Below are 21,971 nucleotides of genomic sequence, written 5' to 3'. Positions count from 1 at the left end.
TAAGGACACACCATGAAAAAAATTAATCTTATTACAGCAAGCTTGTTAGCGTTAGGTTTAACTGCTTGTAGTTCAGAGCAATCAGTTAATACATCAGTTGAGCAGGTTTCTGCGCCAGGTGCGCCGGGTGTTGAGCCTTTTTGGGCATACTCTGGTAAAAAAGGTATTGGTACATCATATGAGCAATACCAAGACGGCCACTATAGCGATGCAGCTGCTACAGGCAAAGTATCAAAAGTTTGGTTTTCAATCGCGAAAGGCATGATCACAGAAACCATGTTTGGTTTAATTCACCAAGCGCAAATCAAAGATATGCAGTTTGTTGTAGTCGGTAAAGACTTTACCGTAACAGAAAGCGATGAGCTGGATGTGAGCATTGATTATTTATACAAAGACGACGCGGGTCGCCCATTATCGCTTGCTTACAAAGTAGTAAGTAAAGATAAACAAGGTCGTTTCACTTTAGAAAAACATATCTTTACAGATCCAAACGGCCAAACATTGTTTGTTCGTAGCGTATTTAATACTGATCTTGACGGTGTGAAAGCCTACGTTAATGTAAATCCTTATATTGATAACAATGGCTTAGATGATTTTGCAAAAGTGACCAACAAGGGTCTGGTTGCTTGGCAAGATGATAACTTTTTATCTTTACAAGCCGCTCAACCATTTAAGCAAGCAAGTGTTGGCTTTACGGGTGTAAGTGATGGCTTAAAAGAGTTAAAAGCATCACAATCATTATCAGCGACTTACCAAAATACCGGTAATCAGTCAGGTAATGTAAGCTTACTTGCAGAGCTTGGCGAAGTATCAAAAAACACCACCTTTGATTTAGCTTTAAGCTTTGGTAACTCTGAAGCTGCAAGCTTCAAAGAAGGTCAAGCAAGTTTAAACCAAGGCTACCAAAAAGTACTTGCGGCATATAACGGTGAGGGCGCTGCAATTGGTTGGCAAGACTACTTATCAAGCCTTGCGCCTTTGAGCACATTATCTAATAGCACCGCTGATAATGGTAAGTTGCTCTACACCAGTGCCATGGTGTTAAAAGCGCAAGAAGATAAAACTCATGCCGGTGCTTTAATTGCGTCACTTTCTAACCCTTGGGGTGAAACAGTATCAGCTAAAACAGGTTCTACCGGTTATAAAGCGGTTTGGGTACGTGATTTCTATCAAGTAGCAATGGCATTTATGGCCATGGGTGATACACGTACCGCTAAAACGGCGTTTGAATATCTAGAAAAAGTACAAGTAACAGATAACACACCAGGTAATGGTGGTGACACGGGTTGGTTCTTACAAAAGACGCATGTTGATGGTGAGCTTGAGTGGGTAGGTGTGCAGCTTGACCAAACAGCAATGCCAATTATGTTAGCGTGGAAACTACATCAAGCAGGCGTACTTAGCGATCAAGAACTGACAGATTGGTATGGCAAAATGTTAAAGTCAGCTGCTGATTTCTTGGTTGATGGTGGTCTTGCGAAAATTCTTTGGAACGACACACAAATTACACCACCCGCAACACAACAAGAGCGTTGGGAAGAACAAAGTGGCTTCTCACCGTCAACAACTGCAGCCGTTGTTGCAGGACTAGTGACAGCTGCTGATATTGCTAAAAAAGCTGGCGACACCAAAAATGCAGAGCGTTACCTAGCAACGGCTAAAACCTACAACAGTGAAATTGAAAGCACGATGTTTACGACTCAAGGTAACCTTAAGTCTGAAAATAGCGATGGCGAATATTTCATTCGTATTGGTCAAGACAAAGATCCAAACTCATCAACTACACTTAACGCTAATAATGGTCGTGAAGGCTTTGATAAAAAACAAATCCTTGATGGTGGTTTCTTAGAGCTTGTACGTTATGGTGTTCGTGATGCACTTGCGCCAAGCATTGTAAAAACATTACCAGAGTACGATGACGAAACCTTAATCGATAATCTGCAAGTGCGTTACACCTTTAATTTTGCTGATGGCTCAGGTTCATTCCCTGGTTACCGCCGCTATGGTAACGATGGTTACGGTGAAGATGAAGTGACAGGTAACAACTATGCCGAAGGTGGTAACAACACCCCTGGTCAACGTGGTCGTGTATGGCCGTTTTTCACAGGTGAGCGTGGTCACTATGAAATCGCCGCCGCAAACGCAAGCAATAGCCTTGATGCGATAAAGCAACAAGCTATTAAAGACACCTATGTAAAAGGCATGGAAGCATTTGCTAATGAAGGGATGATGTTACCTGAACAAGTTTGGGATGGTGTAGGTAACAATAAAGCAGGCTACCAATTAGGTGAGGGGACAAACTCAGCCACACCGCTTGCTTGGACTCATGCTGAATACATCAAGTTACTTCGCTCAGTGAGCGACAAACAAGTATGGGATCACTACCCAGTTATTGAAGATGCGTTAAAGTAGTTTTGCTAACGCAGTAACACAAAAGCCACGGCACTCGCCGTGGCTTTTGTTTTTTAACATTGTTAATCTCTAAGAGGAAGCATAAAGCATTTTATTGTTGTATGTTATGGCTGAAATATTCTACTTGGCGCTAAAGCTAGGTAAAAATAAATATTTTTGGTTTCGTGAGGTTACAAGGGTAATGACTGGACTAGATTTACTCGCTTTTTCTTTAAGCTTTATTTTCGTTGTGGGAATGTTCTTAATCATCCTGCCAATGCTTTTTTTTATTAAATCTAAAAAGTTGCCTATGGTAGAGGAAATTCTCGATGACGGTAAAACTTTTTATCTAATGAATAGTTTTACTGCTGGCGTAGGAATATTACATTATGCAACCATCTTCTTTTGGGGCTGGCATGCAAAGCGTTATGGCCTCTATGAGAAAAGAGAAAAGGTGCCTAAGAAAGTACGGTGCTGGTTTGTCGCTTATTACATTTTTTTTATGATTGTTTTTATTGCGTTTGTGCTACTTTGTTTTGTGATGCATTTTGGCTTTGGAGATAAATAAGGTTTTGGGTTGGTGGGATTTTCATTATGATATTCCCTATGTTATTTTTTCTGAAAGGTAAACGAATTTCAGAAGTCGAGGCTATATTAGAAGATGGGGTTCGATTTTATTCATTAAATATCTTTATGACAGGTTGGGGAGCATTGCATTATGCAACGATATTTTTTTCTGACTGGCATGCTAAACGTTATAAAATGTTAGATAAAAGAAATTTAGTCCCTAAACACTTAAAAGTCTGGTTTATAGTTTACTATGCCATATTCATGGCCTTATTTGCTGCATTTATGTCTAGTGCATTCATCTTTTATTTTTATTTAGAAAAAGATTAAATTTAGAGTGTTTAATTTTATTATAAAACAACTAAATTTAGATGTTTATGTGCTAGCTTAACTTATGGGTATTCTACTTATAACCAACTTAGCGCATTAACTCCTAAAATTAACTATGCTCGAACATTTAAGGGATTAAATAAATGATTAGAACGGCATTATTATCTACATTACTTGTGTTTAACGTCAAAGCAGATGACTTTTATAGTCAACTTGTTCAAGCCGCTAAGGAGCGAACAAATCACTCCGTTATTTATGACGGAAGCTATAAAAGAATTGCTTATCCAAATGGTGATGTACCTGCCACTATTGGTGTGTGTACTGATGTCATAATTCGCAGTTATAGGGCACTCGGAACCGATTTACAAGTACTCGTTCATGAGGACATGCGTGATAACTTTACTTTATATCCATCAAACAGAATATGGGGTTTAACAAAGCCTGATTCAAATATTGATCACCGGCGTGTTCCTAACTTACAGCATTTCTTTAAACGACATGGGCATAGTCTAAATATAAGTGAAGACGCGAGCAATTATAGGGGGGGAGATATTGTCACTTGGATGCTGCCTGGCAACTTACCTCATATTGGAATAGTGACTGACGAGCTATCAAGAGATAAAAAAAGGCCACTCATTGTGCATAACATAGGGGCAGGGCCTGTACTCGAAGATATGTTATTTAGTTATAAAATAACAGGCCATTATCGTTATAAACCTTAACCGTTATAAATCTTAAACCCTAATATTTACATTGGGCTTCAATTACTTACCATTTTAATATACATTTAAGGTAACTGTTTGAGCCTGTAATAGGTAAGCCTAATTTTAACTTCAAAGGGATTTATATGAAAACTGTTAGTATATTCATTGCCAGCTTTTTAGTGCTTCTTACGACGACTGTTTTTGCTTCACAGGGAGTTGTGATTGAGAAGTCTGATAAATTTACTGAACTGTCAAAAGGCTTTAAGGTAAGTATCAGAACTGGCCCTACAAAAAACGCTAAAATTTATGACTTTTCGACAAATAAAATAACCGTCGCTGATGAGCATGGTGCGCCTTTTCAACGTTACTATTTGCAACTTGCCAAAGCCGATAGAGAGTGGGCTAAGGAAATCGTTACGTTTGATGATAAAACGAATGTAATTGACTTAAATGCACTACTTTTTGGTCAATTGATAGAAACGTCGAAACTAAAAAAATTAGACTCAGCGCATGCTTTTTCTTTTTATAATCGTCTTGAACGTATTCTTTCGCAAGAATATGGCACATTTGAACAGGTGTACAAAGGTGGCCTTGCTGACTATCTCAATTATATGTCGATAGAGGCAGGTTTTGATAATTACATAGCAAGAACAGGTATAGCGGGAGATAAACTCACACAAGCACTCAAAGAAGTAAAAATGCCGCCTTTGGTTGAACATCAACAATTAATGACTGAGTTTATTAAAGCTGTAAATCAAAAGGACAAAACCTGGTTGTTGGCTCAACAACGGCCTAATTCTTCACAGCGAGACTCGGGAATTTATGCGCGCGGTTTAAACGTGCTATTTGAGTACTTTGATAGTATTGGTAACCCTACAAAGTTTAACATTACACGAGAAACCCAGGGCCGCTCTTTTGATCTTAATTCGAATAAATACTTTATTATTGAATTGCTTGAACATAAAGGCCGACGAGAAAAAATAGAGATGGAGTTTATGTTTGTGGATACTTATGGTGGCCGCTTTATCGCTGAATACGACATTACAGGTGTGCATTTTCGTTAAGTAACGTTTTTAAGTAAAGCAGAAAAGCCGCAGGTTACGAAAACGTGCGGCTTTGATATTTACTTACAGCCCCGCTTTTTTAGCGCGAGCAGCGTGTAGCTTTTTATAACTATCAATTAAACGCTGATGCCTATCTAAGCCCTCAAGCTTCATGCTGGTTTCTGTTAAACCATAAAACATCACATCGCCGTTGATTGAGCCAACAACTGCATCCATCGTTTCTTGACCAAACATACGGGTGAAGCTATGAATGTAATCTTCAATTTCAAGGTCATCGCTAAGTGCGACTTCCAACGTTGCGTGCATTGCTTGGTAGAATAGGCCGCGCTCAACAATGGTATTGTCGTTATACTGTAAGAATGCTTCAACTAGCTCCATCGCTGCTTCTAAATCACCAAGTGCTAGGTATATAAGTAGTTTTAGCTCAAGGATTGTTAATTGGCCCCACACTGTGTTTTCATCAAACTCAATGCCGATTAAAGTGATGATATCTATGTAGTTATCAAGCTCACTTTGTTCTAGACGCTCAACTAAATCAGCAAGTTGATCTTCTGATAAGCGATGCAGATTTAAGATATCTTCGCGGAAGTTTAGCGCTTTATTGGTATTGTCCCAGATTAAGTCTTCTACAGGGTACACTTCTGAGTAATCAGGCACTAAAATGCGACACGCTGTACCAAGATCTGAGAATTCAGCAATGTAAGCTTCTTTACCTAAGCTTTCTAATATACCGAATAAGCTCGCTGTTTCTTCTTCATTGCTGCCAGAGAAATCCCACTCAACAAAATCATAATCGTGTTTAGCGCTGAAAAAGCGCCATGAGATAACACCAGTTGAATCAATAAAGTGCTCTACAAAGTTTTCAGGCTCAGAGACCGCCATGCTATTGAACGTTGGCTTAGGTACATCGTTTAAACCTTCAAAGCTTCTGCCTTGCAACAGTTCAGTTAGGCTGCGCTCTAATGCAACTTCAAAACTTGGGTGCGCACCAAAAGAGGCAAATACACCGCCTGTTTTAGGGTTCATGAGTGTTACGCACATCACAGGGAACTGACCACCTAGCGAGGCATCTTTTACAACAACAGGGAAACCTTGTTCTTCAAGCCCTTTGATACCGGCTACGATGCTTGGGTACTTGTTTAATACCGCTTCAGGTACGTCAGGTAAAACAATTTCTTGCTCGATAATTTGGCGCTTAACTGCACGCTCAAAAATTTCAGATAAACATTGTACTTTTGCCTCGGCAAAGTTGTTACCTGCGCTCATACCATTACTTAAGAATAAGTTTTCGATAAGGTTTGAAGGGAAATAAACCGTTTCACCGTCTGACTGGCGTACATAAGGAATTGAGCAAATACCACGCTCTTTATTACCAGAGTTGGTATCGATTAAGTGTGAGCCACAAAGCTCACCATCTGGATTATAAATTTCACGGGTATAGTCATCTAAAATACCCTCAGGTAGAGAGTCATCGTCAGTCAGAGCAAACCACTTTTCATTTGGGTAATGAACAAACTCGCTATTGGCAATGTCTTCGCCTAAGAACTGATCGTTATAGAAGAAGTTACAGTTTAAGCGCTCAATAAATTCGCCCAAAGCCGAACATAGCGCGCTTTCTTTGGTTGCACCTTTACCATTGGTAAAACACATAGGCGAGGCTGCATCACGAATATGAAGTGACCATACATTTGGCACAATATTACGCCAAGAAGAGATTTCGATTTTCATCCCTAACTCTTCAAGGATAGCCGTCATATTAGCGATGGTTTCTTCAAGCGGTAAATCTTTACCTAAAATAAAGGTATTGTTTTCATCATCAGGTTTTGCCATTAGCATCGCTTGCGCGTCAGCTTCAATGCTTTCAACGGTATCGATCTTAAACTCAGGGCCTGTTTGAATAACGCGTTTTACTGTACAACGTTCAACAGAGCGTAAAATACCCGTGCGATCTTTCTCCGATAGGCTTTCTGGTAACTCAACCTGAATTTGAAAAATTTGGTTATAGCGGTCTTCAGGGTCAACAATGTTATTTTGCGCAACGCGAATACCATCAGTCGGGATATCACGTGAATTACAATACACTTTAATAAAGTAAGCCGCGCACAACGCAGAAGACGCCAAAAAGTAATCGAATGGGCTAGGCGCTGAGCCATCACCTTTGTAGCGAATAGGTTGGTCTGCAATGACAGAGAAGTCATCAAATTTGGCTTCAAGTCTGAGGTTGTCGAGAAAATTAACTTTAATTTCCATTAAAAAATTCCACCTTTGTGCGCGTTGCATGCAAAAGCCGTAAACGGCTTTGCACTGCGTTTTCATCATAATAGGTGCAATTATCTGCTTTTTCGAAGTAATAGTCTTGGGTAAATCGAAAAAAAAGCAATTTTATTAGCTTATTGCTTTTAAAAGCTGCAATTTAGGGTGTAAATGCAGAGGAGTTATCACTACATAATAACTTATACACTTGAGCCACGAATGATCAATCTTGGTGGGAGTAGGGTGCTCTCCACTTGTTCTCCGCGGATTAATTTAAGCAAGTTATCAACTAACATTTGCCCTGCTAAGGTTGTATCTTGCTGAATTGTGGTCAACGGAGGATTGACGAAATTTGCGATTGAAATGTTGTCAAAGCCAACCACGTGAACATCATCAGGCACTTTAATTTTTGCTTCTTTTAAAGCGCGAATAGCACCAATGGCAATCAGGTCACTGGCAGCAAATAGTGAGTTAAAGCGAATATTATTTGCTATAAGTGAGCGGGTAGCATGGTAGCCTGACTCTTCTGTAGAAATAGCATTAGCCATTTTTCGTTCGTTTAGTTTGATACCTTTATTCATAAAAGCATCTTTGAAACCTTGGTACCGAGCAAAAAATTCAGGGCTGTGATCAGAGGCATCACCGATAAACGCACAATCGGTTCTGCCTGTTGCAAGCAGATGCTCTGCGGCAAGTTTACCGCCACCATAATTATCACAGCTCACAGTTAAGTCTGGGCGGTTATCAACACTGGCACCCCAGCATACGAACTTAGTATTTTGTTCAATAAGGGTTCTAAACTTAGGCTGGTAATCTAAGTAGTCACCATAGCCTAATAAGATCAGACCATCTGCACGGTGGCTATCTTCGTAGTCAGCTTGCCAATCTGAGCTACTTGATTGAAAAGACACAAGCAGATCATAGCCTTCTTTTGCACAGGCCCGGGTAATACTACCAAGCATTGCTAAAAAGAATGGGTTTATTTGTGATTCGTCTGATGTAGGGTCTTCAAATAACAAAAGCGCGAGGGTACTACTTTGCTGTGTTCTGAGGTTACTAGCGTTTTTATCTACTTTGTAATTAAGTTGTTTGGCGACTTCATGAACACGTCGGCGCGTTTCTTCATTAACCAAAGGGCTATTTCGAAGTGCTCGTGACACAGTTGACTGAGAAACACCTGCATAATGTGCGATGTCAAAAGATGTCGCTTTACCTTTCATAGGGTATTAATTCCAAAGCAATAGTGATGATTTGTAATGGCCATTTTCGGCTATTTAATATTTTTTTCAAGCTATTTGTGATAAGTCATTTTTATCTGTAAATGATCAAGTTACAGAGTCATTTTTTGACGTAGCATCACAACGTTAAACGGGCTCAATAAGCAAGTACTTCGTTGTAAAATACGTATGCAAAGGCAAATATTTAAAATTTTTATTGATTCAATGCTGACACCGGTGTCATAATGTCGATGTTTTATCATTTTGTTGTCAAAACGTATTTGGCTGCCCATTCATTTGGGCAGCATTTTTTTAATACTAAAGATAGTTGCTTTGAGTTAATAACTCAAAGGTTATCTTGAACAGTGGCTTTGCCATTGAAAACTATAAAAATAAGCGGCAAACAGCTTAGACACATAGAGAAAACATAATGAACACACAGTCTAACACCGATTTTGATCCTATCCTTGTTGCCGATATTGGCGGCACAAATGCGCGCTTTGCTTTAATCACTGATTTTAATGAACATACAAATCAATTTGTCATTGAGCATAACCTTAAATTTCCAAGTGCAGATTTTGGTTCCCTAGAAAGTGCCATTGAGCACTATTTCAGTCAAATATCATATGCAAAGCCTAACAGAGCGTGCTTAGCCGTTGCAGGCCCAATTAAAGCAGGTCAAGTCCATTTAACTAATTTAGGTTGGCATTTTAGCGTTGAAAACCTAAAAACTAAATTTGCATTCACTCAGCTAGAAGTTATCAATGATTTTGCTGCATTTGCCTATGCAGCGCCATATTTAGATGATTCACAAAACGTAGCTGTTAAAGCAGGGCAAGCAGACAACAATGCCAATATTGCCGTGATGGGGCCTGGCACAGGCTTTGGTGCTGCATGCTTGGTGCGTACTTCGCAAGGCAGTGCAGTACTTAGTTGTGAAGCGGGGCATATTACCCTTGCAGCGGTTACAGAGTTAGATCGCCAGTTAATCACCGAGCTTAAAAAGCAATTAAATCATGTGTCTGTAGAAACTGTTTTTTCGGGCCCAGGTATAGCGCACTTATACAAAGCGATGGCAGCCGTTAAAGGCGTTGCAGCAAAAAACCTTGATGCAGCACAAATCAGTGAGCTTGCAACGACAGGACAATGTGATATCTGCGATGCAACCCTTAATCAATTTTGTGATTGGATTGGCAGTGTTGCAGGTGATTTATCCCTTACATTTGGTGCTCTAGGTGGTGTATTTATTGGCGGTGGTATTTTACCTCGTATGCAACAACGCTTACTATCTAGCCGATTTGTTGAGCGCTTTGCAGACAAAGGCATTATGTCGCAATATACTTCACAGATACCTGTAACCTTGGTAACACAAGATAATATTCCGCTAGTTGGTGCTGCTGCGTGTTTACACGTTAGTAGTCGAGCTTAATTGGAGCGGACTGGATGATTATCGTATGAAAAAAGTAACCATTAATAGCGTCGCAAGCTACGCCGGTGTATCTAAAAAAACAGTGTCTCGCGTGCTCAACAATGAGCCTAACGTGAGTGATGCTACCCGAGAAAAAGTACTAAAAGTATTTAAAGAGCTAGATTACACACCAAACCCAATCGCCCGTGGCTTAGCGCAAAACCGCAGTTTTATTATTGGTTGCTTGTATGATAACCCAAGTAAAAGCTATATCACTCGCGTACAAACTGGTGCGCTAGCAGCATGCCATGACCATAATTACAATTTATTGATCCACCCATGTGAACTTCGTGGGCAAGACCTAATTAACAATATTGAACAACTTCTTCAAACATCGCGCTTAGATGGCATTGTATTAACGCCGCCATTTTCTGATTTTCCTGAGCTTGTCACTTTTTTAAAATCGAAAAAAATCCCTTATGCGCGCGTTGCATCTGCAATTCTTGAAGATGATTCTATTTCTGTGCGCAGCAATGATGAGCAAGGTGCGTTTGAAATAACAGAGCATTTAATTAAATTAGGTCATAAAGAAATCGCTTTCATTAAAGGTCATCCAGATCATAGTGCGACAGAGCAGCGCTTTAAAGGTTATCGCCGTGCGCTTGCTTCTAATGGTATTGAATTTAATGAACGTTTAGTAGAAGAGGGTAACTTTAGTTATCACTCTGGTGTTGATAGTGCTCGTACAATTCTTGATTTAGAGCCGCGCCCAACGGCAGTCTTTGCATCAAACGATTATATGGCGGCTGCAGTACTTAAACTAGCAACACAAATGCAATTAAAAGTGCCTGATGATATCTCAATTGCCGGTTTTGATAACGCACCCATTGCACGTCATATTTGGCCTGGACTAACAACTATTGCGCAACCAGTTGAAGAAATGACCCACCAAGCGGTTACACAACTAATTAGTCATATTAGTGAGCCACAAGAAACACCTTATCAGGTAACGCTTGAAGCAAAACTAATTACTCGCGAGTCAACAGCTGCAATTAAATAAAATTCAATTTGTTTTTTTCACAGTAGCCCGAGATTGAGTGACGCTTTCTCGGGCTTTTTTTATGTAAATTCCTTCCTTGGTTGTTTTTATATAACCACCTGAATTTAAAGATCTATATTGCTGTTTATCAAAGTTAAAGTGGAACTTTAAACATAACTTGAGCATGAATTTTACTCATAGTTAGCTAAAATAGTGTTGTTCATTATTTGGTCATTTAAAAAAATTAAACTAAATTTAACAGATAAGGTTGACACCGGTGTCACAGTCATGAGTTAATACAGTGACACCGGTGTCAGGTTGGTTGTGAGAGACAGCCTGTCAGCGTACCTTTGAACGGGTAAATCAAAGATGCTCAGTGCAATTATTTTCGTGGAGTCTGTAATTGTCACTGAGCCTTTATCCTCTAACTATAGAGATGAGTCGAATTTATATGTTGCATCCTCGTATCCAAGAAGTCACCGAACGCGTTATTGAACGTAGTAAAGAGACCCGCCAAGCTTATTTAGATCGTATCGCGCACGCAAAAAAACAAACAAGAGTACGTGCCGGCTTAGGTTGCGGTAATATTGCACACGTTATGGCTGCTTGTAGCAGCGATGACAAAGCTCGTTTAAAAGCAGATGAGCAACCAAATTTAGCGATTATTAATGCTTACAACGATATGCTTTCTGCGCATGTGCCTTACAAAGAATATCCTGATTTAATAAAAACTATTGCTACCAAGTACGATGCAACAGCACAAGTTGCCGGTGGCGTGCCTGCAATGTGTGACGGTGTTACTCAAGGCCGTGACGGTATGGAGCTTTCATTGTTCTCACGTGATGTGATTGCAATGTCTACAGCGGTTTCTTTATCGCATGACGTGTTCGACGGTGTTTTCTGTTTAGGCGTATGCGACAAGATTGTCCCTGGACTGTTAATTGGTGCCTTATCATTTGGTCATTTACCAACGTATTTCTTACCTGCAGGTCCAATGCAATCGGGTATTCCAAATAAAGAAAAAGCCCGTGTTCGTCAAAAATTTGCACAAGGCTTAGTAAGTCGTGAAGAGTTATTAGAAGCTGAAAGCGCGTCTTACCACAGTGCTGGTACATGTACTTTCTACGGTACCGCAAACTCGAATCAAATGTTAATGGAAATCATGGGTCTACATTTACCAGGTAGCTCATTCATTAACCCTTACACAGAACTACGTGATGGTTTAACAGGTCATGCTGTCGAAACCATGTTAAAGCAGTTAATCGATACAAAAGACGCTAACTGTCTTGCTGATGTAGTGAGTGAAAAAACGATTATTAATGGTTTAGTTGGCTTGTTATCAACAGGCGGCTCAACGAACCACGCAATCCACTTAGTAGCAATTGCGAAAGCAGCGGGTGTAATTCTTACTTGGAAAGACATGGCTGACTTATCAGAAGTTGTGCCACTTCTTACGCGTATCTACCCGAATGGCTCAGCAGATGTGAACCATTTCCAAGCTGCCGGCGGTATGGGCTTCTTAATGAAGCAACTGCTTAGCAAAGGTTATTTACATAACGATGTGAAAACCATTGTGGGTGATGGCCTAGAAGCATACACCACAGAGCCAATGTTAGATAAAGACTCATCAGTGATCATGACAAACAGTACAGGCCCAAGCAAAGTTAAATGGGTGGCGTGCCCTGAAAAATCACATGACGAAGAAGTGTTACGTCCGATTGATAACCCGTTTAGCAAGCAGGGTGGTTTACAGCTTCTAACAGGTAACCTTGGCAAAGCCGTTATTAAGGTTTCTGCGGTGGCTGAGTCACATCAAATTGTATCTGCACCAGCTAAAGTATTTAGCTCACAAGGTGAGTTACAAGAAGCGTATAGCCGCGGTGAATTAAACACAGACTTTATTGCTGTAATTAAAGAGCAAGGTCCAAAAGCGAAAGGTATGCCTGAGCTTCACAAGTTAACGCCAGTAATGGCAACGCTGCAAGACCAAGGCTACAAAGTGGCGATTGTTACAGACGGTCGTATGTCGGGTGCATCAGGTAAAGTTCCTGCTGCTATTCACTTAGCACCAGAAGCGGTTGAAGGTGGTGTAATCGCAAAAATTCACGAAGGTGATTTAGTGACCCTTGATGCACCAGCGGGTGTATTGAAAGTACATGTAAGCGATGAAGAATTAGCAAAACGTGAATTACAACTTAGCCAGCCAAGCCAAACATACGGTACAGGCCGAGAGTTATTTGCAGGTTTCAGAAATATAGTAAGTAGTGCAGACCTTGGCGCAAGTGCCTTTGGTTTAGAATAATAATACGCCGTTACTGGGCTATGAGGAACATACAATGAGCATTGAGAAAATTTTATCATCGGCACCTGTGGTACCGGTTGTTGTTATCGAAAAACTTGAAGATGCAGCACCCCTTGCACGTGCGCTTTATAACGGTGGCTTAAAAGCACTAGAAATTACTTTACGTACGCCGATTGCGGCAGAAGCTGTAAAGCTAATGAAAGAAGCCGTACCAGAAGCATACGTTGGCACAGGTACCGTTGTTGATAAAGCGACATTTAATGCATCTGTTGAAGCCGGTGCTGACTTCATGGTTAGCCCAGGTGTAAACGACGAATTATTAGCACTGGCTAAAGAGACTGATATTCCATTTTTACCAGGTGCAGCAACACCAAGTGAAGTAATGAAATTAGCAAGCTATGGCTTTAAGTTCTTAAAGTTCTTCCCTGCAGAAGCGGCGGGTGGCACTGCAATGCTTAAATCAATTGGTGGTCCTTTACCACAAGTAACTTTTTGCCCTACGGGTGGCATTAGCCTTGAAACAGCGCCTAACTACCTCGCACTTAAAAACGTTATCTGCGTAGGTGGTACTTGGATGTTAGATAAACAACTTATTGAAAACAAAGACTGGCAAGCCATTGAAGCGCTTGCTCGCCAAGCAAGTGAAGTAAAATAATTAACGGGAGATATTAGAATGATTAATGTTGCAATTAATGGCTATGGACGTATCGGTCGTAACGTATTACGTGCTCTTTACGAGTCAGCTCAAAACAACGAAATCAAAATCGTTGCAATCAACGATTTAGCACCAGCAAATGTTAACGCGCATTTAACTCAATTTGACTCAGTACACGGTCAATTTTCTCAAAAAGTAACACTTGCTGAAAACACCATGCTAATTGGTAATGATGAAATTACCCTTACGCAAGAGCGTGATCCTGCAAACCTGCCTTGGAAAGCATTAAACGTAGATATCGTTTTAGAATGTACAGGTTTATTCACTTCACGTGACGCAGCGGCTAAACACATTGAAGCAGGTGCTAAAAAAGTAATCGTTTCTGCGCCTGGTACTGACATGGATGCAACCGTTGTTCATGGTGTTAACAGCGACGTATTAAACGCTGACAGCAACATCATTTCAAACGCATCGTGTACAACAAACTGTTTAGCGCCGATTGCAAAAGCAATCAACGACACAGTAGGTATTGAGCAAGGTAGCATGACGACAATTCATGCTTATACAAACGATCAAAACTTATCTGACGTTTATCACCCAGACTTATACCGTGCACGTAGCGCAACTCAGTCAATGATCCCAACGAAAACAGGTGCTGCTAAAGCGGTTGGCCTAGTGCTTCCTGAACTTGCGGGTAAACTTGACGGCATGGCAGTACGTGTACCAACAATCAACGTTTCTTTAGTAGACTTAACGTTCGTTGCTAAGCGTGAAACAACCGCAGCAGAAATCAACGAAGTAGTAAAAGCTGCATCAGAAGGTGCAATGCAAGGTATTCTTGAATACAACGAACTACCGCTTGTTTCTATCGACTTTAACCACAACCCAGCGTCTTCAATCTTCGATTCTACACAAACTAAAGTAGATGGTAAGCTAGTTAAAGTAATGGCTTGGTACGATAACGAGTGGGGTTTCTCAAACCGCATGTTAGACCAAGTTAAAGCGCTAGGTCAGTTCTTATAAGATTAGGTTCTTATAATAGATCAGTAAAAGTTTAAGCTTTATCCAACAAAGCCACGTTTATCGTGGCTTTTTTGGTTTTTACTGGATAAAAGCATTTATTCACAGTATCTTGTCTCTTAAATTTTTTAGGGACAGATAATGAATAAATTTTTAATACTCGTATGCTTATTTTTAGTGGCCTGCTCATCAACAGAACAGAGTAACTTACCAGGCTTTACTATTCCCAAAGACGTGATATCACAAGCAAAAGACGAATTTAGACGCTCAGATAATAAAATTTTATTCATGATGATGGTTAATCAAGCGGGTCATGTTGTGAAAGTCAGTGTGTTGGATAACAAATTACAAAACAAGCAATTCTTAAATATGTTTAAAAAGAATATGTACCAGCTTAAATATCCAAAGGCACAAAAAGGCGACCCAGAATTTAGAGAATTTATTTTACCATTCGGTGTACAAACTGAAGTAGAGTTTTATGGTTAACCCCAGTTTATGAGGAAAATAATGAAAAAAATCTTATTAACTACTTCACTCTTTGTAATGTCGTTACTGCCTAGTTATGTTTCAGCATCAGAAGAAGCGCAGCAACTTGCAGTGTGTTTAACTGATTCACTAAATGGCAAAGAACGAAAGAACCTCGCTAAGTGGATTTATCTAGGTATGTCGACGCATAGTATTATTAAACCTTTCTCGAATGTGACAGAGAAAGATCTGGATGACACTAATCGCTATGTTGGTGCGTTAGTTACGCGTTTATTAACTGAAGATTGTCCAAAGCAAGCTAAGGCGGCGACAGAAGTCGGCGGTCAGGGAGCAATGGAAAACGCATTCGGTATTGTCGGTGAAGTTGCAATGCAAGAGTTAATGGCTGAGCCAAGTGTTGGTAATGCTTTAGGTGCGTTTGATAAATACCTTGATCAAGATAAGTTTGATAAAGCATTTCAGTAATACATTATATAAGCCTAAATTGTTTCATAAGAATATGAATGTTCAATACAATTAAACAGTTATTCGCTAATAAGTTATATAGGTTAATTGCGCTAGTTTTACTCATTCTCATTGCTGGACCTGAGTTAATGATGGGATATGAGCTCATGGCGCTACTTGAGTTTTTAGGTCCATCGACATTTGTGCTTATTCATTTGGCTGGAATAAAGCTTTATCTGTTAAGGCTAAAAAACGCTTTCATGAACTTTGAAAAACATAGTTTGTGCAATAGGCCAAAAGCTTCACATATTATTGCAATGCCTGCGTTGATTATTCATTACCTACCTGAACGCAGTATCGTTTTGGGCTTTATTAGCTTAATATCAATTTGTTGTGTACACATGTTCGTGATGGCTTAGCGTATATTTGTTCCTAAATTCTTCTGTGTTATGCTGCAAAAAATTGATAAATGGATTTTTATATCATGACACGTCTTTATCATCGGCTATTTAGAGCTGATCAGTTTCAAGTGGGTGAAGGCAATATTAGTGGCTATATTGCGTGCTTTTTGGCTATTTTATCCTGTTTAGGGGTATTAGCTTTTCATTTCCCAGAGTACTTAACGACGCCAGAGCTCAGACAAAATTACAGTGTTGAGTTTTTACGTCAGCTAATGTTTGTGGCATTAATTATTTCGGGCAGTTTAGGGCTCTTGAATTTTGTTCGTAATACTAATAAACGGCTCGGTGCAACGGCTTGGTTTTTTATCGTTGTGGCAATTGCGTTTGGTGGGCCGAATGTTGAAGTGGGCGACTTCAGAGATAACACGCCGTATTTAGGGCTAGATTGGTTTATTCTTGATTTACTTGGCTCTACACTCATTTTTATCTTAATAGAAAAGCTTTTACCGCATCGTAAGGAGCAAAAGATCCTCCGCTCTGAGTGGCAAGGTGATTTGAACCATTTCTTTGTAAATCATTTAATTATCGGTTTTGTACTGCTTGCAACAAACCAGTTTGTGCATCATGCATTTGGCTGGGCGGTATCAGAGACTGTGCAAGGCTTTATTGTACAAATGCCGTTTCTTTTACAACTGTTTTTGATTATTTTAGTAGCCGATTTAATGCAGTATTTTGTGCATCGTGCTTATCATGAAGTGCCACTGCTTTGGCGTTTTAATGCTGTACATCACAGTGCAAAAGAAATGGATTGGTTGGCAGGCTCTCGACAGCATATTTTAGAAATTTTAGTCACCCGAAGTTTAGTGCTCACACCGATTTTTGTGTTAGGTTTTCCATCTGAAGTGATTAGCCTTTATGTGATTATTGTCGGTTTTCAGGCTGTGTTTAACCATGCTAACGTTAGAGTGAAGTTTGGCTGGTTAAGGTATGTGATTGTTACACCACAATTTCATCATTGGCACCATTCTTCAGATAAAGCAGCCATCGACAGAAACTATGCCGCGCACTTTTCGTTTTTAGATTATTTGTTAGGTACAGCTGTAAAAGGCCAAGCTGAATGGCCCGATAAATACGGGGGGGTTGGTGACTACATGCCTGAAGGCATGCTTAGGCAGCAGCTATTTCCTTTTAAAAAAAAAGTAATCGCTAGGTTATTTAACGGCTAAACTATTAGCCGTTAAATAATATGACATTAAAATTGTGCGTTGTGATAAACGTTTTGTACGTCGTCACAGTCTTCTAGCATGGCTAAAAAGCGCTCCATGACTTCAACGTCTTCACCTTCAATTGGTGCTTCTACTTGTGGCACAAAAGCAATTAGATCTTCGTGGAAATCAGTAATGCCCATTTCTTCAAGTGCTGTGCGGGTGTTGTTGTATTCTGTGTGTGGCGCGAATACGGTGACTTTACCGTCTTCAACTTCTACATCAGTTACATCTACATCAGCCATCATTAGTGCTTCTAAAACAGCTTCGTCATCATCACCATCAAATACAAAAATAGCGAGGTGATCAAATAAGTGTGATACTGAATTTTGTGCGCCAATTTTTGCATTTGCTTTTGTAAAACAAACACGTACGTCAGCGAAGGTACGTTTGTTATTGTCGGTTAAGCAGTCAACAATGATCATACAGTTGCCTGGGCCGTAACCTTCGTAGCGAGTTGCTACGTAATCTTCGCCGCCACCGCCTTTGGCTTTATCGATTGCACGCTCGATTACGTGCGTAGGTACTTGGTCTTTTTTAGCACGCTCAATTAAGCGTCGAAGCGCTAAGTTGCCATCGGGATCAACACCACCATTCTTAGCGCAGATATAAATTTCTTTTCCGTACTTTGAATAAACTTTGGTTTTTGCACCCGCAGTTTTTGCCATTGAGTCTTTTTTGTTTTGATAAGCTCTGCCCATCTGCGTGTTGCCTTTTTGTTATAGATAAAAATAAAGCGGTTATTCTAATCATTTAACCTACTAGTTAACAGTGTTTATTCTTCGCTTTGCTGTAACTGCCACATTCGTGCGTATTCACCATTCGCTGCAAGCAGTTGATGGTGCTGACCTTGTTCAACAACCTGTCCTTGTTTCATCACAATAATTTTGTCTGCGTCAGTAACTGTTGATAAACGATGTGCAATCACTAAGCTGGTGTGCCTTTGTGCGACTTCACGCATCGCATTAAGAATGGCTTGCTCTGAATGCGAATCTAGCGCCGATGTTGCTTCATCAAATAATAAAATCGGTGAACCTTTTAAAATGGCTCTGGCTATTGCAATGCGCTGTTTTTCACCGCCCGACACTTTTAAACCGCGCTCACCAACAAGGGTTTTATCGCCTTTATCTAGGCTTGCAATAAATCCATCTAAATGGGCAAGGCTTATGGCTTTATCAATTTCATCTTCGCTTGCTGTTGGATTTCCGTAGGCAATGTTTTCGCGAATGCTGGTATTAAATAGCACGGTATCTTGCGGTACGATGGCAATAGCTTGGCGCAAGCTCTCAAGTGTTACTGTGTTGATTGCTTGCTCATCGATATAAATTTTACCCTCATCAACATCATAAAAACGGTAGAGCAGGCGGCTTAGCGTGCTTTTACCTGCGCCACTGGCACCCACAATCGCCACTTTGCTGCCTGAAGTTACCTCAAAGCTTAAGTTATTTAAAATTGGCCGTTGTTTATCGTAACTAAACGACACACTTTCAAATCGAATAGCAGCTTTGGTTGCATTTAATGGTTTTGCATCTTTGTCATCGCTAATAGCGGCTTTTCGATTTAACAGCCCCAGCATATTTTCAAGATCAGTCAGCGCACGGCGTATCTCACGATAAACAAAGCCTAAAAAGTTAAGCGGCAAGAATAGCTGGATCATGTAAGCATTGATCATCACTAGTTCACCTATTGTCAGCTCTTTATTGACCACTGAGCTGGCACCTAGCCACATTAGCGCTGTAATAGCCGCGGCAATAATAAGCGCTTGCCCTGAATTAAGCGCCAGTAATGATAAACGATTTTTTAGCCTCGCTTGTTCCCACTTAGCTAAAAAGCCGTCGAAGGTGCTCGCTTCATAGTGTTCATTGTTGAAGTAGCTCACGGTTTCGTAATTTAGTAAGCTATCGATAGCACGGCTGTTTGAGTTATTATCGGCAGCATTTGCTTCACGAATAAATCGGTTACGCCACTGAGTTACAATCACAGTAAAAGCAATGTAAGTAGCGACTGCAATTAATGTGACAAGTGCAAACCAAGGTGAAAACAAGGTTGCAAAAATAATCGCTACTGTGATTATTTCAAATAAGGTTGGTACGATATTAAACATCAAAAAGCGCATTAAAAAACTGAGGCCACTTGTACCACGCTCTATATCGCGACTAATTCCACCGGTTTGCCTATCAAGATGAAAGGCAAGTTCTAAACTATGCAAGTGTTTAAATACTTTTAAGCCAATATGGCGCATAGCGTGCTCTGTAACACGACCAAATAATGCATCGCGTACTTCACCAAAAAATACACTGGCAAAGCGCAGTAAACCATAAGCGATCAGTAAGGCAATAGGAACGCTTAATAGCGGGTTGGTACTTGCATCAACCGCGTCAATTATTTCTTTTAGTGCCCAAGGCATCAGTAATGTGGCGCCTTTTGCAGCAATAAGCGCCAAGACGGCTAAAATAACGCGGCCTTTAAAGCTCATTAAATAGGGCCAGAGTGTTTTGATGCTTTGTGATAGGTTCATTGCATCAGGCGATCTCGTCACCTGTTCTTTGCGGCTCATTCCACGCATGGGGGTCTCTTAAAGTCAATTTGATAAAAATAGGCAAAAGCTTTCGTGTTTTAGGCAAGTGTAGTTTGCAGATTTACCTCTATACTGAATGCAGTATACACCAGCGCATTAGCAAATTAGTTAATGCATGAGTTAAACACGAAGAAAATTAAGGAGTAAGCATGAAAACTGTCGGTTATGCAGCACATGATTCTGAAAAACCATTAGAGCCGTATCATTTTGAACGCCGTGCACTTCGTGATGAAGATGTATCCATTGAAATTCTGTATTGTGGTGTGTGCCATTCTGACTTACACACAGCAGAAAACGATTGGGGCTGGACTCAGTATCCTGTCATACCAGGCCATGAAATTGTTGGCCGTGTCCTTGAAGTAGGCAGTGGCGTTACTAAATACAAAGTGGGCGATAATGTTGCAGTAGGGTGTATGGTTGATAGCTGTTTAAGCTGTGACCAATGTCATCATGGTGAAGAACAGTTTTGTCGCGAAGGTATGGTAGGGACCTACTCAGGACAAGACCGTATCAGTGGTGAACTCACTCAAGGTGGTTATTCAAAACACATTGTGGTGCGAGAAGAGTTTGTATTGAGCGTACCAGAAGGTTTAGACCTTGCTAAATGTGCGCCAATTCTATGTGCCGGTATCACAACGTATTCGCCACTACGCACGTGGAATGTCGGCCCAGGTAGTCGTGTTGGTGTGATTGGGCTAGGTGGTTTAGGCCACATGGCAATTAAAATCGCAGCAGCAATGGGCGCACATGTTACGGCAATCAGCCGTAGTGATAAGAAAAAACAACAGGTTTTATCTTATGGCGCAAAAGATTTATTGGTATCGAGTGATGAAGCTGCCATGCAAGCGCATGCTAATCAATTTGATGTGATCATTAATACCATTCCGGTAAAACACGACTTTACGCCGTACATTCCGCTTTTAGATATTGATGGTACGCAAGTATTGGTTGGTCAAGTAGGTGAGCTTGCTGAGTCTAACTCAGTGCCGTTATTAATGGGGCGTCGCCGTGTTGCTGGCTCATTAATTGGCGGTATTGCACAAACCCAAGAAATCCTCGATTTCTGTGCGTTACATAATATTTTGCCAGAAGTTGAAATGATCAAAATGGAAGAGATTAATGATGCATTTGATAAATTAAAGCAAGGTGATATGGCCTCACGCTTTGTTATCGACATGTCATCATTAGAAGTTTAACTCGTTTAACAAAGCTAAATGACTAAGCGGGCCTAATTAGGCCCGCTTTATTTTAGTTACTTTTATTTTGTCACTATTTGTTTAAGTAATGCCTTGTGTTTTATTTTTTTACCCTCATTATATCCCTGTTATCCACTTAATTTATTGGTCAGTTCTTGTTACGGTTTTTCTCAGTCATTATCTTGCTCTTTACTGTGTTCTTTAGTGCACAGAGCATGGCTATGCCTGATACGCACTCACACTTTGCTGCGACTAAATTGTTCCAAGTGGAGCTGACTAAAACCCCTGTTATTTCCCAAACTCATACAGTTGAACATCCTAAGCCGGTAGAACCATCGGGGTTTGATACCCTTGTACCGCGTTTAACTGCCAGTAATTCATCATTGTTTCTTTATCATAGTCAGGTTGATCCTGATTACGAGCTATTGATTGAATTCTTTGCTGAAGATTGGGGAAAAGAGCACTTTTTAGCGCCGCCAGGTGCTGTGTGTGTGATCCCATGGTTTGCGTTAGCCACTCAACGTAAATCCCGCATTAGTGGCTGGAAAGACGCTAATCTTTTATACAAAGCCAACACGACCTACCAAAACTAAACGACTTCCTTCGTTACTTTTGTATTTTTGGAATTAATTTTTACCGGCTGACAATGCC

At 40.4% G+C, this 21,971-nt stretch carries 20 protein-coding genes; 16 read left to right on the top strand and 4 right to left on the bottom strand.

The window, feature by feature from the left end:
* Positions 1 to 12 precede the first annotated feature (12 nt).
* The 5 genes from NYF15_RS16635 (at position 13) to NYF15_RS16615 (ending at position 5,056) form a co-directional block, all read left to right on the top strand.
* Positions 13 to 2,412, top strand: a complete 2,400-nt coding sequence (locus NYF15_RS16635; RefSeq protein WP_371354165.1) for a glucan 1,4-alpha-glucosidase — start codon at positions 13 to 15, stop codon at positions 2,410 to 2,412.
* Between the two features lie 106 nt (positions 2,413 to 2,518).
* Positions 2,519 to 2,959 carry a hypothetical protein gene (locus tag NYF15_RS16630; protein WP_237118672.1) on the top strand — a complete coding sequence of 147 codons (441 nt, stop codon included), beginning with the start codon at positions 2,519 to 2,521 and terminating at the stop codon, positions 2,957 to 2,959.
* 26 nt (positions 2,960 to 2,985) lie between these two features.
* Positions 2,986 to 3,288 carry a hypothetical protein gene (locus NYF15_RS16625; RefSeq protein WP_371354164.1) on the top strand — a complete coding sequence of 101 codons (303 nt, stop codon included), beginning with the start codon at positions 2,986 to 2,988 and terminating at the stop codon, positions 3,286 to 3,288.
* 143 nt (positions 3,289 to 3,431) lie between these two features.
* The gene (locus tag NYF15_RS16620; RefSeq protein ID WP_237118670.1) at positions 3,432 to 4,010 is read left to right on the top strand and encodes a DUF1287 domain-containing protein; all 579 of its coding nucleotides are present in this window, start codon (positions 3,432 to 3,434) and stop codon (positions 4,008 to 4,010) included.
* Positions 4,011 to 4,135: 125 nt separating this feature from the next.
* Positions 4,136 to 5,056 (top strand): hypothetical protein, encoded by a 921-nt coding sequence (locus NYF15_RS16615; RefSeq protein ID WP_371354163.1) that lies wholly within the window; start codon positions 4,136 to 4,138, stop codon positions 5,054 to 5,056.
* A gap of 63 nt (positions 5,057 to 5,119) precedes the next feature.
* Here the strand turns inward: NYF15_RS16615 and NYF15_RS16610 are convergent, their stop codons facing one another.
* Together NYF15_RS16610 and NYF15_RS16605 are read right to left on the bottom strand one after the other, a co-directional pair.
* Positions 5,120 to 7,306, bottom strand: a complete 2,187-nt coding sequence (locus NYF15_RS16610; RefSeq protein WP_371354162.1) for an OsmC domain/YcaO domain-containing protein — start codon at positions 7,304 to 7,306, stop codon at positions 5,120 to 5,122.
* Positions 7,307 to 7,509: 203 nt separating this feature from the next.
* Positions 7,510 to 8,529, bottom strand: coding sequence for a LacI family DNA-binding transcriptional regulator (locus NYF15_RS16605; RefSeq protein ID WP_237118667.1), 1,020 nt, complete (start codon positions 8,527 to 8,529; stop codon positions 7,510 to 7,512).
* A gap of 427 nt (positions 8,530 to 8,956) precedes the next feature.
* On the opposite strand from NYF15_RS16605, the gene glk reads away from it, so the two are divergent.
* The 9 genes from glk (at position 8,957) to NYF15_RS16560 (ending at position 17,507) form a co-directional block, all read left to right on the top strand.
* Positions 8,957 to 9,955: a glucokinase gene (glk, locus tag NYF15_RS16600; RefSeq protein WP_371354161.1), complete on the top strand. Its 999-nt coding sequence runs from the start codon at positions 8,957 to 8,959 to the stop codon at positions 9,953 to 9,955.
* 25 nt (positions 9,956 to 9,980) lie between these two features.
* On the top strand, positions 9,981 to 10,994 hold the full coding sequence (locus NYF15_RS16595; protein ID WP_371354160.1) for a LacI family DNA-binding transcriptional regulator: 1,014 nt from the start codon (positions 9,981 to 9,983) through the stop codon (positions 10,992 to 10,994).
* 430 nt (positions 10,995 to 11,424) lie between these two features.
* On the top strand, positions 11,425 to 13,275 hold the full coding sequence (gene edd, locus NYF15_RS16590; protein ID WP_130150092.1) for a phosphogluconate dehydratase: 1,851 nt from the start codon (positions 11,425 to 11,427) through the stop codon (positions 13,273 to 13,275).
* Positions 13,276 to 13,309: 34 nt separating this feature from the next.
* Positions 13,310 to 13,930, top strand: coding sequence for a bifunctional 4-hydroxy-2-oxoglutarate aldolase/2-dehydro-3-deoxy-phosphogluconate aldolase (locus NYF15_RS16585; RefSeq protein WP_371354159.1), 621 nt, complete (start codon positions 13,310 to 13,312; stop codon positions 13,928 to 13,930).
* Positions 13,931 to 13,948: 18 nt separating this feature from the next.
* Positions 13,949 to 14,953: a type I glyceraldehyde-3-phosphate dehydrogenase gene (gene gap / locus NYF15_RS16580; RefSeq protein ID WP_062568934.1), complete on the top strand. Its 1,005-nt coding sequence runs from the start codon at positions 13,949 to 13,951 to the stop codon at positions 14,951 to 14,953.
* 138 nt (positions 14,954 to 15,091) lie between these two features.
* Entirely contained in the window at positions 15,092 to 15,436 is a 345-nt protein-coding gene (locus tag NYF15_RS16575) for a hypothetical protein (RefSeq protein ID WP_371354158.1), read from the top strand.
* A gap of 21 nt (positions 15,437 to 15,457) precedes the next feature.
* Entirely contained in the window at positions 15,458 to 15,901 is a 444-nt protein-coding gene (locus NYF15_RS16570) for a hypothetical protein (RefSeq protein ID WP_371354157.1), read from the top strand.
* Positions 15,902 to 15,939: 38 nt separating this feature from the next.
* Positions 15,940 to 16,299 (top strand): hypothetical protein, encoded by a 360-nt coding sequence (locus tag NYF15_RS16565; RefSeq protein ID WP_371354156.1) that lies wholly within the window; start codon positions 15,940 to 15,942, stop codon positions 16,297 to 16,299.
* Between the two features lie 65 nt (positions 16,300 to 16,364).
* On the top strand, positions 16,365 to 17,507 hold the full coding sequence (locus tag NYF15_RS16560) for a sterol desaturase family protein (RefSeq protein ID WP_371354155.1): 1,143 nt from the start codon (positions 16,365 to 16,367) through the stop codon (positions 17,505 to 17,507).
* Between the two features lie 26 nt (positions 17,508 to 17,533).
* Here NYF15_RS16560 and NYF15_RS16555 read toward each other — a convergent pair whose 3' ends face one another.
* Together NYF15_RS16555 and NYF15_RS16550 are read right to left on the bottom strand one after the other, a co-directional pair.
* The gene (locus NYF15_RS16555; protein ID WP_054561631.1) at positions 17,534 to 18,247 is read right to left on the bottom strand and encodes a YebC/PmpR family DNA-binding transcriptional regulator; all 714 of its coding nucleotides are present in this window, start codon (positions 18,245 to 18,247) and stop codon (positions 17,534 to 17,536) included.
* A 74-nt stretch (positions 18,248 to 18,321) separates the two neighbouring features.
* Positions 18,322 to 20,064, bottom strand: coding sequence for an ABC transporter ATP-binding protein/permease (locus tag NYF15_RS16550; RefSeq protein ID WP_371354220.1), 1,743 nt, complete (start codon positions 20,062 to 20,064; stop codon positions 18,322 to 18,324).
* A gap of 209 nt (positions 20,065 to 20,273) precedes the next feature.
* On the opposite strand from NYF15_RS16550, the gene NYF15_RS16545 reads away from it, so the two are divergent.
* Positions 20,274 to 21,320 carry an NAD(P)-dependent alcohol dehydrogenase gene (locus tag NYF15_RS16545; protein ID WP_371354154.1) on the top strand — a complete coding sequence of 349 codons (1,047 nt, stop codon included), beginning with the start codon at positions 20,274 to 20,276 and terminating at the stop codon, positions 21,318 to 21,320.
* Positions 21,321 to 21,541: 221 nt separating this feature from the next.
* Positions 21,542 to 21,913, top strand: coding sequence for a hypothetical protein (locus NYF15_RS16540; RefSeq protein WP_371354153.1), 372 nt, complete (start codon positions 21,542 to 21,544; stop codon positions 21,911 to 21,913).
* Positions 21,914 to 21,971 lie beyond the last annotated feature (58 nt).

It is taken from the genome of Pseudoalteromonas sp. 68 DY56-GL68, from assembly GCF_041414825.1.
Classification (GTDB): Bacteria; Pseudomonadota; Gammaproteobacteria; order Enterobacterales; family Alteromonadaceae; genus Pseudoalteromonas.
Note: the sequence above shows the minus strand (reverse complement) of the source record. Positions and strands in the feature narration are given on the sequence as shown.